Raw genomic sequence first — 16,326 nt, 5'->3', positions numbered from 1 at the left:
TAACCTCCTTTAAAATTCTTAGTGTGTCATCCGGTAGCGTTTCTGCCGGGCGCTGATGTTCATGACTACCCCCATGACCAACGCTAACGTCCAAGTACTGGACCCCCCGTAACTGATGAAGGGGAACGTGACCCCGGTGATCGGTAGAAAGCCTAATACCCCACCTAAATTAAACGACGTCTGAATGGCCAAATAAGTCGCCGCGCCGTAGCAGACCAGTGATTGATAGGTCGAATTGGTGCGCACGCCCACCAGCACGGTCCGCAAAATAATAACAAACAGGAGCGCCACGACGCCCAGCGCGGTGATGAGTCCCAACTCCTCGGTCAAAATGGCCATGATAAAGTCGGTGTTGGGTTCGGGCAAGTACCCCGTCTTCTGGATACTATTGCCCCAGCCAACGCCAAAGACTCCGCCGTTACTGATGGCGTAGTAGGAATTGACTAACTGCTGGCCGACTCCTTGTGCATGCTTGAAGGGATTCAAGAAAGCCACGATTCGTTGTAGCTTATACGAATGTTGTCCCACTGACAAGCCAGATAACCAAGCTAAAAATGGAATCAACACCCCGAATCCGCCCACAATGGCCCCACTGAAAATCAGCTTCGCCAAACGCGAACTGAACCCACTGCTCAAAAATAATACGAACATAATGGCCCCGTTGATAGCCGCCCCCCCTAAATCGGGTTGCACAAAAATCAAGGCTAAAATAATCAGACACACCAGCAGTGGTTTGCGCATGGTCGACCACCACGTATAGGTCTGCAGATCATCTTGCCGGATTGCAATCGCGTTGGCCAGCCAAATGATAACGTAAAACTTAACGAATTCAGCCGGTTGAATGTTGATTGGTCCCAGATGAATCCACCCGGCAGCCCCGTTAACGGTTTGCCCGATGACCAGCAAAAACGCCAACGCCCCGTAGGCCAAATACCCGGCCATGCGTAGCAAGTTACGGTTTCGTAATTTATTAATATTCATCGCCACCATGAAGGTCAGAATCACCAGCCCCATAATGACATAGATTGTCTGTTTAAGTAAATAGCTACCCGGACTCCCGCCGTTTTGCGAGCCAATATCGGCACTGGCCGAATAGACCATGACGATACCAAAGACACTCAAAACGAGATACGGAACCAGTAACCAATAATCTAAATATTTTAACTTTCGCATACGATGAAATCGCTCCAAGTCTACCGTCAGTTGGCGGTAATCGAATGGTCTTATTATACTACACCAGGCTTTCCATTGGGAACCGTTAATCCACTTCCCCCGTTATTATGGGAATCTTAAAAAAACAACTGAAGGTTGAAAGATGAAAATCAGCCAGAAGCATTGTCACCGCGCGACTCATAACGTAAAAATTTGTCGTTTACAGCATCTTAGTGAGGACTGACCGCCTTACCGTCCACCAAATATGGGTTGGAACGCTTGGGCGGACGGGTCGAGCCAAAGGACGGTCTCGACACCTCGCTTTGAGCCGGAAACCCACGTCTCAAAGACGCCAGTTGTCTAAGCGGCATGAACCCGCGCCGCTAAGGCAACTCCCACGGCTGAACCCATATTTGGTGGACTCTCGGCTACGAGTGTACGTGCCAATAACGGTTAACTTAGCCCCAGTTAGTAGATGATTTAACAACTAGTCTTTAACTTACACCGCCTTCCTTATAATCACCAACAACGCCAGGCTCCTGGTTGACGCAGATCCTGGTTTCATTAGCCTTAGTGGACGAAAAGCTGACGCTCCGAGAGTCAATGTATTAATTCATCTTTCAATCTTTAGTAAAACAAAAAAACGGTAAGCCCCGTGAGTCACCCCACTGGTCTTACCGTTAAAGTTTTATTTAAGATTAAATTACTTCCGCGCAGCGGTCTTCCGCTTCTTGGCAGCCTTTTCCCGTTCACTCGTGTTCAGGATTTGCTTCCGCAGACGCACGTGGTCTGGCGTGATTTCACAGTATTCGTCATCGTTGATGAATTCCAGTGATTCTTCCAGAGACATCTTAAGTGGCGTCTTAACCTTGGCAATATCTTCTGAACCAGCAGCCCGGACGTTGGTTTGGTTCCGGCCACGGGTGATGTTAACGGAGATGTCGTTATCACGGCTGTTTTGGCCGATGATCATCCCTTCGTAAACTTCAGTCCCGGCTTCAGTAAAGATCGTCCCCCGGTCTTGAACGGCCATGATGGCATAAGTCGTGACCTTACCAGAGTTGATAGAAACCAAAGTCCCGTTGTGACGACCTGGGTTCCAGTTCTTGATAACTGGCAGATACTTGGAGAACGTGTGGTTCATGATCCCGTATCCACGAGTCAAGGACAAGAATTCAGTCGAGTAACCGATCAACCCACGAGATGGGGCCAAGAAAGTCAGACGCGTTTGGCCGTTACCAACGGCTTCCATGTTCTTCATTTCACCCTTCCGTTGAGAAAGCGTGTCAATGATTGAACCGGTGTATTCGTCTGGCGTATCGATTTGAACGGATTCAAATGGTTCGCAACGTTGGTTATCAATTGTTCTGTAGATAACTTCTGGACGAGAAGCTTGCAGTTCGTAACCTTCACGACGCATCGTTTCGATCAAGATGGATAAGTGCAGTTCACCACGACCGGAAACGATCCAAGCACCAGGGTTGTCAGTGTCGTCAACCCGTAAGGAAACGTCGGTGTGCAATTCACGCTTCAAGCGTTCTTCGATTTGACGAGACGTCACAAATTTCCCTTCGCGACCAGCAAATGGTGAGTCGTTGGTCCGGAAAGTCATTTGCAGCGTTGGCTCGTCAATCCGTAAGACGGGAAGTGGTTCCAACGTGTCAGGGGCCACAACAGTTTCCCCAACGTTGATTTCATCCATCCCGGAAACGGCAATCAAATCACCGGCTTTGGCTTCGTTGATTTCCAAACGCTTCAAGCCGAAGTACCCAAATAACTTGGTTACCCGGAAGTTTTGCTTGGAACCGTCAAGCTTCATAACTGTAACACTGTCACCGACCTTAATCTTCCCCCGGAAGATCCGGCCAATCCCGATCCGACCAACGAAATCGTTGTAATCGAGCATGGCAACTTGGAACTGTAAAGGTTCGTCACTGTTGTCAATTGGGGCTGGAATGTGCTTGACGATCGTGTCAAACACTGGCTTCATGGTGTGTTCTTGAGAGGAGATTTCTGGCTCGTAGCTAGAAGTCCCGTTCATTGCTGAGGCGTAAACCACTGGGAAGTCCAATTGGTCTTCGTCGGCACCTAATTCGATGAAGAGGTCTAAGACTTCATCAACGACTTCGGAAGGACGAGCGCCTTCACGGTCAACCTTGTTGATAACCACGATTGGGGTCAAGTGTTGATCGAGGGCCTTCTTCAAAACGAAACGGGTTTGTGGCATCGTCCCTTCGTAGGCATCGACAACCAACAAAACGCCGTCAACCATGCGCATGATCCGTTCCACTTCACCACCAAAGTCGGCGTGTCCTGGGGTATCCAAGATGTTGATTTGCTTGTCGCCATAACGAACGGCAGTGTTCTTGGACAGGATCGTAATGCCCCGTTCCTTTTCGATAGCGTTAGTATCCATGGCACGGTCTTCAATAGAAGTATGTGCGTCTAACGTGTCGGATTGTTTCATCATTTCATTAACCAAGGTCGTCTTCCCGTGGTCAACGTGGGCAATGATGGCAATGTTGCGGATATCATCTCTGATTTTCAAGTGTATTTCTTCCTTTCGTGCTTGGTGAATTAGATGGATCACGGCATGCTTACGTCTGTAAGTACGCTTATTGTAGCGTCAATAGCTGGTAAAGTCCATCCGTATCGGCCAGCCGCATAAAAAAACTGTGACAGGGTCACAGTGAGACGTCATCTTCTTCGATTTGGAGAATATCACGTTGCGCTTTTTTCGTCGCTACTAGTACAAGGTTAGATGATAACATATCGAGTGGTTGGCCGTCAATAGTTGAGACTTGAACCCCGAGTGTATTCATCAAGACTTGACCCGCGGCAATATCCCACGGCTTCAAATGTGAAATATACCCCAGGGTCTCCCCCTTCATGATATTGATCATTTCGATGCCAGCACTCCCGGAAATCCGCATGCCGGCACTCTCGTGAACAATCTTTTGCATGTGGGCGATGTCGTGAATGACCAAGGGGCCACTGGCACCAATCAAGCCATCAGCCAAGGCAATGTCGGCCGGTTTTCTGACTAGTCGTTCGTTGGCCCAAACGCCCCCCAGCTGCGGTCCACCATGGTACAGGACGTTGTTCATGACATCAAAGATGTAGCCCAACTGCCCCACACCATCTTGGTAAATACCAATCATGATGGCAAAGTTATCTTGTTGTTTCACAAAGTTCATGGTCCCGTCGATGGGGTCCACGATCCAGACCCGGCCAGCCAAACTGGTCAGCTGATCACCGAAGCCTTCTTCCCCCAAGACCTGAGCCTCAGGGTCTAACCGACGAATGCCGTCGATCAAAAATTTTTCGTTGGCCTTGTCCACGTTGGTCACGAGGTCCTTGCGACTTGTCTTTTCATCGACAGTCAGTGGCGCTTGCATCTTCTGCAAGACATTTTGCCGGGCCTCCTTGAGTAATGCGATGACGTCGGTATTTAATTGCTGCCAGTCTTGGGTCATGACTACGCCTGTCCTTTCATTTTGATTTGTCCTGATTCCGTGCGGGCCCGCTTGATCGTCCGGTAAATGCTGTACCCCGCAGCGGCCTCGAATTCCTTGTCTAATTGTTTCTCCTCGAACTTTTGGGGAACGACGGTTTGAAAATCCCGGTAGGCCGCCAGTAACGCGTCACTGGCTACCCCCTGGGGTAATTCGTAAGCGTCCTCGATCCGTTGATAAAGGGTCGTGACTGCCACGATATCGGCCGTCGACCAGTCCGGTTGTAATGGGTATGCGTAATTTTTGGGTTGCATTAGGCGTGTCCCTCCGTTTGGTGACCTTCAATGGTCGCAATATTTTCGCGTAAGGTGGTAATCGTTGCGTCGTAGGCTTGTTGCTCGTCTTCCGACAGGACCAAGTTCGTCAAATGCTTGACCCCGTTGACGTTGACCAGTACCGGCGAGGCAGCCGCGAAAACGGGCGTCTCAGCGTGAATATTGGTGACTGAAGCAATCAGTGGTTGATTGGCTAAAACCGCTCGCAAAAGCTGAATTAACGCCATTGAGCGCAACATCCACTGGTCCTCCTGCGCTTCTCGTTGGAGCCAACTCCCCATTTTGCCTAAATCATCTGCGCTGAACTGGGCATCTTCATTGGCCAAATACATCAAGATGGGAGCGGGTCCCACGTAGGTCCGACTCCATGCAACAATGGGATCAGCGGCCGTGCCGACCACGGCTGCTTGGACCGCTGCTGCGCCGACACCCAAACGTTCGGCTAACCGATACGTCAGCAACCGGGTCAGTGGGAACGTTCCCAATCCCCAGATTTGGCTCTGATTGAGGCCGGAGAATTTCCACGCAAAATAGGTCAGCAACTCGTCATGGGCCCCACAAAAGACCAGTTGCCCTTTGAAGCCATTTTCAACGATGCGGTTCATGAACAGCCGCAACTCAGCAACGGCCATGGCTGGGTCCGTCGTCTCAGCGGCTCGGTCTAAAATCACTAACCAGGTCGCCTGACCGTAATCTGCGGTCGTCCCCACCCGCAATGTCAACTGGGGACACAGCGCGCTGGCCACGACCAGAGCTTGATACCGCGGCGTATCGTCCGTCACATTGGGCATGACGACACAGTCGACCGGCAAATCGGCGACCATCAGCTGTCGAATGAGCCGACTGGACTGATCAAAGTTTCCCTGGACAATTAACGTTGGTTTCACGAGTGACCGCCTCCTCTACGAACAGTGCTTGTGAATTCAGTGTAACGCAAGTCATAATTCCATTATAAGTGAACGCTTCTGGATAGCAAGTTAGATTCTCCAAAAATCGTTGCTGACTATTCAGCAACGACAACTTTTTTGCCCATACAAAAAGGACCACCATCGCTGGCAGTCCTTTTCGTTTTTAACAATCACAAGCGACTTTAGATATGAGTTGGGAAGCCCATCGCAATATCAGCAGTTTCTTGGATTGGTTCGTTCAATGTTGGATGTGGGTGAATAGTCAAGGCAACGTCTTCAACGTTCAAGCCGTCGTTAACGATGATTGACAGTTCACCAGCCATGGTGCTGGCTTCAGGGCCAACCGCTTCGGCACCCACGATGTTCTTGTTGTCGTCATCCGTGTAGATGAACCGAACAAAGCCATCAGGAGCATCCAATGAAACGGCCCGTGCATTCCCAGCGAATGGGAACTTAGCAGTCTTGACCTTGATTCCCTTGTCCTTAGCTGCAGCTTCGTTGTAACCAACAGTTGCAATTTCAGGATCGGAGAAGCAGACAGCAGGCACACTCAGCCAGTCGTTAGCCGTCTTCTTACCGGAGATGGCACCAGCCGCAGTCTTGGCTTCAGCAAAGGCCTTGTGAGCCAATGCTGCACCAGGAACAGCGTCACCGACAGCCCAGATGTGTTCTGAGTCGGTCCGGCCTTGGTTATCAACCTTGATTTGACCATGGTCATTCAACTTAACCTTGGTGTATTCCAAGCCTAAGTCATCCGTGTTTGGCTTACGACCAACGGTGACCATGCAGTAGTCAGCCTTAATCGTAGATTCCTTGCCGTCGACAGCGTAGGTCACACTGACACTGTTGTCGTCTTGCTTGGAACTCTTAGCCATCGCGTTGGTGATAACGTCAACGCCCTTCTTCTTCAACTTCTTAAGAACAACGGAAACCATGTCCTTCGTGAAGTTAGGCAGAATTGAGTTCGTGCCTTCGAGGATCGTTACGTGAGCACCTAAGCTAGCGTATGCACCAGCTAATTCAGTACCAACGTACCCACCACCGATAACAACGAATTCCTTAGGGATTTCAGGCAAGTTCAAGCCACCAGTAGAATCGACGACCCGACCTTCAAACTTGAAGCCAGGGATTTCGATTGGGTGAGAACCGGATGCAATAATAATATTATTGAATTCGAAGGTCTGACCCGTATCAGTGGACATGAATTGCTTTTCACCCGTAGGCATAACCCGTAATTGGGTATCACTCAGGAAGACAGCTTCCCCGTTAACAACGTCAACGTGGTGCTTCTTCATCAGCATCTTAACGCCGCTGGTCATCCGATCAACGACCTTCTTTTGCTTCCAGTCCTGAGTCTTAGCGAAATCAATCTTAGCTGATTCCGTAGAAATCCCGTAGGTGGAACCGTCTTTAGCTTGTTCCAAACGGTGACCCGCTTGAATCAAGGCCTTAGAAGGTACACAACCAACGTTTAAGCAGACACCACCAAGGGTATCGGACTTTTCAACTAAAGTGACCTTTTGGCCTAATTCAGAAGCCCGAATAGCGGCAACGTAACCGCCGGGTCCGGCACCAATGATGACGGTGTCCTTTTTTTCAACATCTGCCATATTATTCCTACCCTTCCATTAACAACATTTCAGGATCATGTAACAATGCCTTCATGTCGTTCAAAATATTTTGAGCTAAGGCACCATCAATCAGACGGTGATCGTAACTCAGAGAAAGCTTCAACATGCGGCCAACAACGATGTCGCCATCTTCGTTAACAACAGGAGCCTTTTCAATCCGGCCAACACCTAAAATAGCAACTTCAGGTTGGTTGATAACTGGCGTGAACCAGCCACCACCGATTGAGCCGACGTTAGAAATCGTGACAGAACCACCGGCCATGGAAGCTGGGCTTAACTTGTTGTCGTAAGCAGCTTGGGTGTTTTCACTGATTTCCTTAGCGATTTCAAACATACCCTTGGAATCAGCTGCCTTGATGTTTGGTACATAAAGACCATCATCAGTGTTGGTAGCGATACCAATGTTGTAGTAGTGCTTGTAAACGATTTCCTGAGTCGTGTCATCAATAGATGCGTTCAATTCAGGGTACTTCTTCATAACAGCAACCAAAGCCTTAACAATGTAAGGTAAGAAGGTCAAGTGGATGTCCTTGTCAGCGGCAGCTTGCTTGTACTTCTTCCGGTTGGCCATCAAAGCAGATACTTCAACTTCGTCAAATGACGTTACGTGAGGCGCAATGTCCTTGGAAGTACGCATGCTCTTGGCAATGATCTTCCGCATTGGTGACATTGGTTCACGAGTTTCAAGATCTGGGTTGTCAGCGTTCCAAGGCTTGATAGCTTGACCCGTAACGGCCTTGCCACCAGCTTCGGCAGCTGGAGCAGCAGCGGCTACAGGTGCAGCGGCGCCATTGAAGTTGTCGATATCAGCCTTCAAAACTTGCCCGTGGTTCCCGGTTGGGGCAACCTGGGTAATGTCAACACCCTTGTCACGTGCGTATTGACGGACAGATGGCATTGCCATAACTAACTTGTTAGGATCTGAAGCAGCTGGGACACCAGTAGGAGCGGCAGCTGGAGCAGGTGCTGCTGCGGCTGGTTCTGGTTCAGGTGCTGGGGCAGCTTCTTCAGCTGGAGCATCGTCTGCAGAGTCGCTAGCTTTGCTCAAGTCAGCAGGGGTATCAGAACCATCGTCAATGACGATCAGTGGGTCGCCAATTTCAACAGTGTCCCCTTCTTGTGCAACAATTTGTGATACAGTACCAGCAACGGGTGATGGTAATTCCGAAACAGACTTATCGTTTTGGATTTCGACTAACGTGTCGTCTTCCTTAACTGCGTCTCCTTCTTTAACAAGCCATGAAGAAATTTCGCCTTCGGCCATTCCTTCACCAAGCTCTGGGAGTTTGAACGTATAAGCCATGGGAAAACTTCCTTTCTTTCATCTAATGCAGGATGTCTCCCACATCGTTAATTTTATCGTTTAATGTTTAGATGTTAATTTTAGTAGTTGAAGATTTCGCGAGCCTTAGCTTCGATATCATCGGAGTTAGGGATCCAGTCATTTTCAGCTTGGGCAAATGGGTAAACGCTATCTGGCGCAGCTACCCGGCCAATTGGGGCATCCAATGACATGATCTTGTCTTCAGCAATGTCTGATGCAACCACGGCGCCGACACCGGCCATCCGTTGTGCTTCTTGAATGACAACAACCTTGTGGGTCTTGTCGATTGAAGCGTAGATCGTATCAGTGTCAATTGGTGACAAGGAACGCAAGTCAATAACTTCAGCAGAGATGTTGTCCTTAGCTAAAGCATCGGCAGCGGTCAAAGCTTCGTTGACTTCAGCACTGTAGGCCACGAGGGTAATATCAGTACCTTCGCGAACAACCTTAGCGGAGTCCAACGGAACAGTGTACTTGTCATCTGGAACTTCATCCTTCATTGAACGGTAAAGTTTCAAGTTTTCCATGAACAGAACTGGGTCGTCGCTTTCGATAGCGGAGATAACCAAGCCCTTAGCATCGTATGGGTTAGCAGGTGTTACAACCCGCAGACCTGGGGTGCTAACGAAGTAGTTTTCCAAGTTATCGGCGTGCATTTCAGCGGTATGAGTCCCACCACCAAATGGTGTCCGGATAGTAACAGGGAAGTTCTTTTGGCCACCGAAGCGGTAGTGGTCACGAGCTAATTGCCCAACGATCCCATCCATTGCTTCGAAAGTGAAGCCCATGAATTGGATTTCAGGAATTGGCCGCCAACCGGTTAAGGATAAACCAATAGCTAAACCTAAAATACCAGATTCAGCAAGTGGGGTATCGAAGACCCGGTCTTCACCGTACTTGTCTTGTAAGTCAACAGTGGTCCGGAACACACCACCGTTTTTACCAACATCTTCACCGAAGATCAATGTCTTAGGATCATCCGCTAAGACTTGATCCAGACCAGAAGTGATCGCTTTGATATAAGTCATTTTAGCCATGATTACTTCGACTCCTTTGCTTCGAATTCTGCAATTTGTTTCTTAACGGCTGGAGTAGGAACATTGTAAGTCCACTTCAAGAAGTCAGAAACCTTTTGTGCAGGTGCTGCTTCAGCTTCCTTCATAGCATCCTTGAATTCGTCTTTGTATTCTTCAACTAACTTGTCTTCTTGATCTTGTGACCAAATACCCTTGTCAGTTAAGACCTTCCGCATACGAATCAATGGATCAGCATCGAACCAAGGCTTTTCTTCTTCCTTAGTCCGGTAACGAGAAGGATCATCACCAGCAGAAGAGTGAGCGCCGTAACGGTAAGTTAACGTTTCAATAACAACTGGACCATTACCAGCGGCAGCAAATTCACGAGCTTCCTTAGCAACTTCGTGAACGGCCACGATATCCATCCCATCAACTTGGACGGAAGGAACACCCATGGCAACGGCCTTTTGTGCTAACGTTTCAGCAGCAGTTTGCTTCTTCCGTGGAACGGAAATTGCCCAGCCGTTGTTTTGTACAAAGAATACAGCAGGTGCTTGGTATGCACTGGTGAAGTTAACACCTTCATACCAGTCACCTTGTGAAGTACCACCATCACCGGTGTAAACAAAGGCAACACGGTCTTTGTCGCCGTTCTTTTGGATACCCAAAGCAACGCCGGCAGTTTCAACGTATTGGGCACCGATGATAATTTGTGGGAACATCATGTTAGGGTTTTCGTGTTGGTTACCTTCAACATGACCCTTGGACCATAAGAAACCTTTTGCAACGGTAGTACCGTGTTGAATCATTTGTGGTAAATCACGGTATGCAGGTAACAGGAAGTCTTGTTCCTTAAATGCGGTAACACTTCCCATTTCACTGGCTTCCTCACCGGCAGTTGGAGCATAGAAACCGAGGCGACCCTGACGGGAGAAGTTCATTGTTTGTTCGTGTAAAGTACGCTCCCAAACCATTTTCTTCATGAAGTCAACAAGTTGGTCATCTGAATATTTTGCCAACGTGTCTGGATCAACAACCTTGCCATCTCCATTGATGACTTGAACCGGGTGCTTATACGGATCAGCCATCGTAGCTTTGATTTTGGCAAAGTCTACAATCTGTTTGCTTCCATTAGCCATAAGTAACACTTTCCTTTCACTTGATATGAAATTGTTAACTAAAAGTGAGTTAACGTTGCGTTTCCTGACTACGTTTAAAATGTACCATTTTTTCAGAAGTCATGCAAGCCCTTTCATTGGGACAAATAAAGGGATTCGGCCAAACCCCTACTCCCAGTTGTGATTATCCGTTTTCGTCTTTTTTTGAAAATAGTAACCGTTTTCTTTTCATTTCATTTCTTTTCGTGGATATGTTACAATGGAAAATAACTAGATTTAAATTTAAGCGGAGGTAATTGCTCGTGTTTCTCATGAAAGATATTGTCCGTGACGGCGACCCCGTCTTACGCCAAGAGGCTGCGGACGTCACGTTCCCCCTCTCAGCGGAGGATCAACAACTCGCCAAGGACTTAATGGAATACTTAGTGGTTTCGCAAGATCCAGAACAATGTAAGAAGTATGGTTTGCGGGCCGGTGTCGGCTTGGCCGCTCCCCAAGTGGGGGTCTCCAAGAAGATGGCATCCGTCTTGGTCCCTGCTCCCGAAGAAGGTGGCAAGTCACCATTTACCGATGTCATCATCAATCCGGTCATCGTCTCTGAATCCGTTCAGATGGGCGCTTTGACCGAGGGTGAAGGATGCTTATCCGTAGACCGTGACGTGCCTGGCTTCGTCCCCCGTCACGACCGCATCACCTTACGTTACTACGACGTTAATGGAGAAAAGCATCAGGTTCGCCTGAAGAATTACCCCGCTATCGTCTGCCAACACGAAATCGACCATATGCACCGGACGCTATTCTACGATCACATCAATAAGGACGAACCGTTCGCCCGTAACGATGACATGGTTATGATTGAGTAGTTACCACTACAGCATTTGGTTCAATCAAAATCATCTGGGAGCTTGGACAGTCTTGTCCAGGCTCTTTTTCGTTCACGACTAAATGGGTGTGGGCTGGCCGCCTACCGTCCACTAGAGATGAGTTGGAACGCTGAGGGCGCCAAGGAGCGGTCTTGGACCTCAAGTTTGAGTCGACATCCCCGATTCATTAGCTAGCCAATTCTAGTCATCCCCTAACCCTTACACGATTACTAACGAAATGAAATCATCTTTTGTAACCACCACGTTCCCTTCCTTAATCTTTTCTTTAGGAACGATACTGTCGTTCAAACCAATCGCATACGTTACTGACGGCTAGCTGAGTTGAACTAAGTCTAACTCACACAGTCAGTCTCCTATCTACCCGTCGGTCGCTCACCACTCTTCCGACAACAAAAAAGCCCCCTTGTCCCCGTTCAACCGGGGCAAAAGCGCCTAATCATCACGTTTGCTGGCGAATCAGCCGCAGCTAACGAACGTGTTTCTTCTATTATATTGTGATTATTTTAACAATCTTTAAACGTGACTTACTGATCGCGCATGGCCGGGTCATTAAGTTTCTTTAAATCTTTCAAGTATTCCACGGTAGATTCATTCATCAGATAGGCCACATCAACGTGCAGTTGACCCTCGTAGAGCCAAATATCACTGACCACAAACGCCGGACCAGCGACGACTGCCTTGATGTCATGGTCCGCACTAAAACTCGCTAGTGCCTCGTTGAAGGCCGCTTCCAGCTGGGGCAAGCGGCGTTCCGCGTCCATGCCAATTGGCATCGCGTATTCAAAGGCCATGACTCCTCTGCCCCAAACATCCGCGACCGTCACCGCTGATGAGATGTGGCATTCTTCTTCCGTCAACACGTCGTCATTGACCAGTCGTTGTAAGGCCGCTTTGACCGCCACATCTGTTTCATCCTGGGCATTACGCCGGACCATCCGGGTTGCCCGCTGCACGATCATTCGGTGAATCATCACATAAATAACCAGGGCAATGATGATGCCAATCACGATTTCTACTATTAGAGCCATGGCGTCTCCTCCGTTCACTTCACGCTAGTCTAATCATAGCATGTTTTCTGGTCCAGTGGTAATTCTATACAATCGGCTGAAACTATGCTAAAATTGTGCTAATTGTTGTGTAAGCAACCCGCAGTTCGGCAGAACATAAATAATCTATCGTTCTCTCACGAATCGATAAATTAAATCGTTTAAATTGAAGGAGTTTTGTCTGTGATTTACAAAGTATATTACCAAGAAGATAAGAAGCGGAATCCTAAGCGCGAGGATACGCACTCTTTGTACCTGGAGGCCGCAACCGAAGTTGAAGCCCGGGCACAAGTGGAAGCCCACACGGACCACAATATCGAATTCATCGAAGCTATCGAGGGCAATACCTTAGCTTACGAACAACAGAATCCGAATTACAAATTAACGGAGTTCACTGAATGAACAAGTTAAACGTCAAAAATAACGAGACCGCTATCTTTGGCGTGGGTGGACTTGGCGAAATCGGGAAAAACACTTACGGTATCCAATTTCAGGATGAAATCATCTTAATTGATGCCGGGATTAAATTTCCAGAGGACGAACTGTTAGGAATTGACTATGTGATTCCTGATTACCAGTACCTCGTTGAAAACCAAGCCAAAATCAAGGCGCTAGTGATTACCCACGGCCACGAAGACCATATTGGCGGTATTCCTTATTTACTCAAAGCGCTCAACGTTCCCGTTTACGCGGGACCGTTAGCCTTAGCATTGATCAAAAACAAGCTTGAAGAACACGGATTACTTAAATCGACTGAACTACACACAATTGACGATGACACTGTGCTCAAATTTCGGAAGATGAGTGTGACCTTCTTCCGGACGACCCACTCCATTCCTGATACGTTGGGAATCGCTGTTCACACACCAGTCGGCACCATCGTGGAAACGGGTGACTATAAGTTCGACTTAACACCTGTTACCAACCAGCCGCCTGATCTACAAAAGATGGCCAAGCTGGGCGACGAAGGCGTTTTGTGCTTAATGTCTGATAGCACGAACGCTGAACGCCCGATCTGGACGAAGTCAGAAAAATGGGTGGGTAAATCCATCCGCAAGATTTTTGACCAAGTCGAGGGCCGGGTCATCTTTGCCACTTTCGCTTCCAACATTTCCCGGATTGAGACTGCCTGTGAAACAGCGCTGGCTCATGGTCGGAAAATCGCCGTCTTTGGTCGGTCGATGGAAGCAGCAATTGTTAACGGTCGTGAACTCGGGTACTTAAACATCCCTGACGAAGCGCTCGTTGACGCCAACACGATTCGTTCGATGCCGGCGAACAAAGTCATGATTTTATGTACCGGTTCGCAAGGTGAACCCATGGCGGCCCTTTCACGGATCGCCAACGGAACCCACCGGCAAATTTCGATTCAACCTGGCGACACTGTCGTCTTCTCCAGTAACCCGATCCCGGGTAACACGATTTCCGTGAACCGGGTCATTAACGAACTGGAAGAAGCCGGCGCCAACGTCATTCACGGTAAGGTCAATAATATTCACACTTCCGGTCACGGTGGCCAAGAAGAACAGAAGCTGATGCTACGGCTGATGCAACCGAAATTCTTCATGCCGATTCACGGGGAGTACCGGATGTTAAAGATCCACACCGAGTTGGCAGAACAATGTGGCGTGCCACTGGATCACAGCTTTATCCTGCAAAATGGTGACGTGTTAGCGTTGACTCAGGATTCAGCTCGTGTTGCCGGTCACTTCACGGCTGGGGACGTCTACATCGACGGCTCTGGCATTGGTGACATTGGTAACGTCGTGTTACGCGACCGCCAATTACTTTCCGAAGAAGGTCTCGTGGTCGTCGTGGCCACCATCGACCTAAAGAACCAAGAAATCAAGGCTGGCCCTGACCTGCTCTCCCGGGGATTCGTCTACATGCGCGAATCCGGTGAGCTACTCAACGAAGGTCGCCGGCGGGTCTTCCAAACGATTCGTCGGGCCATGCGGAATCCGAAGGCCACTGAGGCTTCCATCCGCAACGCGGTCATTGATGACTTGCAAAACTTCTTGTTCGAGAAGACGGAGCGTCACCCGATGATTCTCCCGATGTTCATCATGACGAAGTAACTGCTTAAAGGTTCGAGACAGCTGTCCCGAACCTTTTTTTGATGCGCTTGGGCAATAGTTTTTCTCCGGAGCAGGCGAAATCCCTGACGCAGCCCCCCATTTTTGACACGCCACTAAGTTTCCGGATGAAGCCGTTGACCGGCCAATTTGTTACAACTATGGAAAGACTGCGATAATCACTAGGCACCCCGCACGTTTTCGTTTATAATGAAATGGACTAAAAATTGAGAGGAGCAGTACGGTGAGTGTCCAGTTCTATATCATCCTAAATGAACATGCGGGAAGCGGTCGCGCCGGTACGCTTTGGCCTCAGATCAAAGAGCGACTAGACACTGCTCAGGTCTCCTACCAACTAGCAGTTTCGGCCTACCCCCACCACACAGTTCTTCTAAGCGAGCAATTCGCGAAACAGCTCCCCGATGAACCCCACCAAGATTGGGTCGTACTTGCCATCGGGGGCGACGGTACCCTCCACGAAGCCATCAACGGCTTAACGAAACACCCACGAGACTATCCGATTCCCGTTAGCTACCTCCCGATTGGTTCCGGCAATGACTTTGCTAGAGGCGCTGGTTTGTCCCTGAAATGGGAAGACGCGTTTGACCAAATCATTCACTGCACCCACGCGATCAACTACGACGTGGGTACCTACAACGAAACCATTAAGCAGGAACGTGGCGTCTTCACTAATAATTTGGGAATCGGTTTTGATGCCGCCATTATTTCTCAGGCGAATCAATCCAAAGCCAAAATTTGGCTCAACAAGCACCATCTGGGGTCGCTTTCTTACCTAGCTTCGGCGTTAGATGTATATTACAACCAAACGGGATTCACCCTGACGGTCCACGTTGGCAACCAACGCGATATCTATCCGAACGCCTTCTTGGTAACTACAACTAACCATCCCTACTTCGGTGGCGGGGTGGGCATTGCCCCGGGCGCCACGATTACCGATCACCAGTTGCATCTCGTGGTGATTGAGAAGCCCAATTTCTTCAAACTACTCTGGTTAGCCCTGCGCTTGGTCTTTAAAAAGCATTTAACGTCCAAGGCTGTCCACTACTACCAGACCAATAAAGTCCACCTCACTGTGCCGGCCATTGAATATGGTCAGCTCGACGGCGAGGAAATGGGTGGCCGCTTCTTTGACGTTTATGCCGGCGTTACCCAATATCCATTTTGGTTTGACCTGACGATTTAACTGGTCAACCACGATAGAACTTAAAAAAAGGGTTCTAAAATATCTGTTGTTGGTAATCAACTTAATTGGTTACTGGCAGCGGATATTTTTGTATACTGTATAGAGTAAAAATGGGTACAAAAAAGGGATATAGTCGCAGATCTATGTCCATCCACTACCACATTTCAAGAGAAAGAAA

General features: G+C 48.7%; 14 protein-coding genes. 4 read left to right on the top strand and 10 right to left on the bottom strand.

Features of this window, described 5'->3' with window-relative positions; all coding sequences use genetic code 11:
* Nucleotides 1–18: 18 nt before the first annotated feature.
* From EKM83_RS10465 to pdhA, 9 genes are all read right to left on the bottom strand, one after another.
* A complete protein-coding gene (locus tag EKM83_RS10465) occupies nucleotides 19–1,173 on the bottom strand; it encodes an FtsW/RodA/SpoVE family cell cycle protein (RefSeq protein WP_125577198.1) in 1,155 nt (384 codons plus the stop codon).
* 682 nt (nucleotides 1,174–1,855) lie between these two features.
* Nucleotides 1,856–3,700, bottom strand: a complete 1,845-nt coding sequence (typA, locus tag EKM83_RS10460) for a translational GTPase TypA (RefSeq protein ID WP_125577196.1) — start codon at nucleotides 3,698–3,700, stop codon at nucleotides 1,856–1,858.
* 136 nt (nucleotides 3,701–3,836) lie between these two features.
* Nucleotides 3,837–4,628 carry an inositol monophosphatase family protein gene (locus EKM83_RS10455; protein ID WP_125577194.1) on the bottom strand — a complete coding sequence of 264 codons (792 nt, stop codon included), beginning with the start codon at nucleotides 4,626–4,628 and terminating at the stop codon, nucleotides 3,837–3,839.
* Nucleotides 4,629–4,630: 2 nt separating this feature from the next.
* Nucleotides 4,631–4,921 carry a UPF0223 family protein gene (locus EKM83_RS10450; RefSeq protein ID WP_125577192.1) on the bottom strand — a complete coding sequence of 97 codons (291 nt, stop codon included), beginning with the start codon at nucleotides 4,919–4,921 and terminating at the stop codon, nucleotides 4,631–4,633.
* Complete coding sequence (locus EKM83_RS10445; protein WP_125577190.1) at nucleotides 4,921–5,829, bottom strand: Rossmann-fold NAD(P)-binding domain-containing protein; 909 nt, start codon at nucleotides 5,827–5,829, stop codon at nucleotides 4,921–4,923. Before EKM83_RS10445 ends, EKM83_RS10450 begins: the two co-directional genes overlap by 1 nt.
* A 203-nt stretch (nucleotides 5,830–6,032) precedes the next feature.
* Entirely contained in the window at nucleotides 6,033–7,460 is a 1,428-nt protein-coding gene (lpdA, locus tag EKM83_RS10440) for a dihydrolipoyl dehydrogenase (RefSeq protein ID WP_125577188.1), read from the bottom strand.
* Between the two features lie 7 nt (nucleotides 7,461–7,467).
* Nucleotides 7,468–8,784, bottom strand: coding sequence for a dihydrolipoamide acetyltransferase family protein (locus tag EKM83_RS10435; protein WP_125577186.1), 1,317 nt, complete (start codon nucleotides 8,782–8,784; stop codon nucleotides 7,468–7,470).
* An 80-nt stretch (nucleotides 8,785–8,864) separates the two neighbouring features.
* Nucleotides 8,865–9,842 carry an alpha-ketoacid dehydrogenase subunit beta gene (locus EKM83_RS10430; RefSeq protein WP_125577184.1) on the bottom strand — a complete coding sequence of 326 codons (978 nt, stop codon included), beginning with the start codon at nucleotides 9,840–9,842 and terminating at the stop codon, nucleotides 8,865–8,867.
* Between the two features lie 2 nt (nucleotides 9,843–9,844).
* Nucleotides 9,845–10,960, bottom strand: coding sequence for a pyruvate dehydrogenase (acetyl-transferring) E1 component subunit alpha (gene pdhA, locus EKM83_RS10425; protein WP_125577182.1), 1,116 nt, complete (start codon nucleotides 10,958–10,960; stop codon nucleotides 9,845–9,847).
* A gap of 281 nt (nucleotides 10,961–11,241) precedes the next feature.
* Between pdhA and def the strand changes: the two genes are divergently transcribed.
* Entirely contained in the window at nucleotides 11,242–11,802 is a 561-nt protein-coding gene (def, locus tag EKM83_RS10420; RefSeq protein WP_125577180.1) for a peptide deformylase, read from the top strand.
* A 545-nt stretch (nucleotides 11,803–12,347) separates the two neighbouring features.
* Here def and EKM83_RS10415 read toward each other — a convergent pair.
* On the bottom strand, nucleotides 12,348–12,851 hold the full coding sequence (locus tag EKM83_RS10415) for a hypothetical protein (protein ID WP_125577178.1): 504 nt from the start codon (nucleotides 12,849–12,851) through the stop codon (nucleotides 12,348–12,350).
* A gap of 201 nt (nucleotides 12,852–13,052) precedes the next feature.
* Here EKM83_RS10415 and EKM83_RS10410 point away from each other — a divergent pair, with 201 nt between their 5' ends.
* From EKM83_RS10410 to EKM83_RS10400, 3 genes are all read left to right on the top strand, one after another.
* Complete coding sequence (locus tag EKM83_RS10410; protein WP_125577176.1) at nucleotides 13,053–13,271, top strand: DNA-directed RNA polymerase subunit epsilon; 219 nt, start codon at nucleotides 13,053–13,055, stop codon at nucleotides 13,269–13,271.
* On the top strand, nucleotides 13,268–14,947 hold the full coding sequence (rnjA, locus tag EKM83_RS10405) for a ribonuclease J1 (RefSeq protein ID WP_125577174.1): 1,680 nt from the start codon (nucleotides 13,268–13,270) through the stop codon (nucleotides 14,945–14,947). Before EKM83_RS10410 ends, rnjA begins: the two co-directional genes overlap by 4 nt.
* A 241-nt stretch (nucleotides 14,948–15,188) precedes the next feature.
* Nucleotides 15,189–16,148: a diacylglycerol/lipid kinase family protein gene (locus tag EKM83_RS10400; RefSeq protein WP_125577172.1), complete on the top strand. Its 960-nt coding sequence runs from the start codon at nucleotides 15,189–15,191 to the stop codon at nucleotides 16,146–16,148.
* Nucleotides 16,149–16,326: the final 178 nt, after the last annotated feature.

Origin of the sequence: Levilactobacillus angrenensis, from assembly GCF_003946085.1 — a bacterium.
GTDB lineage: Bacteria > Bacillota > Bacilli > Lactobacillales > Lactobacillaceae > Levilactobacillus > Levilactobacillus angrenensis.
Note: the sequence above shows the minus strand (reverse complement) of the source record. Positions and strands in the feature narration are given on the sequence as shown.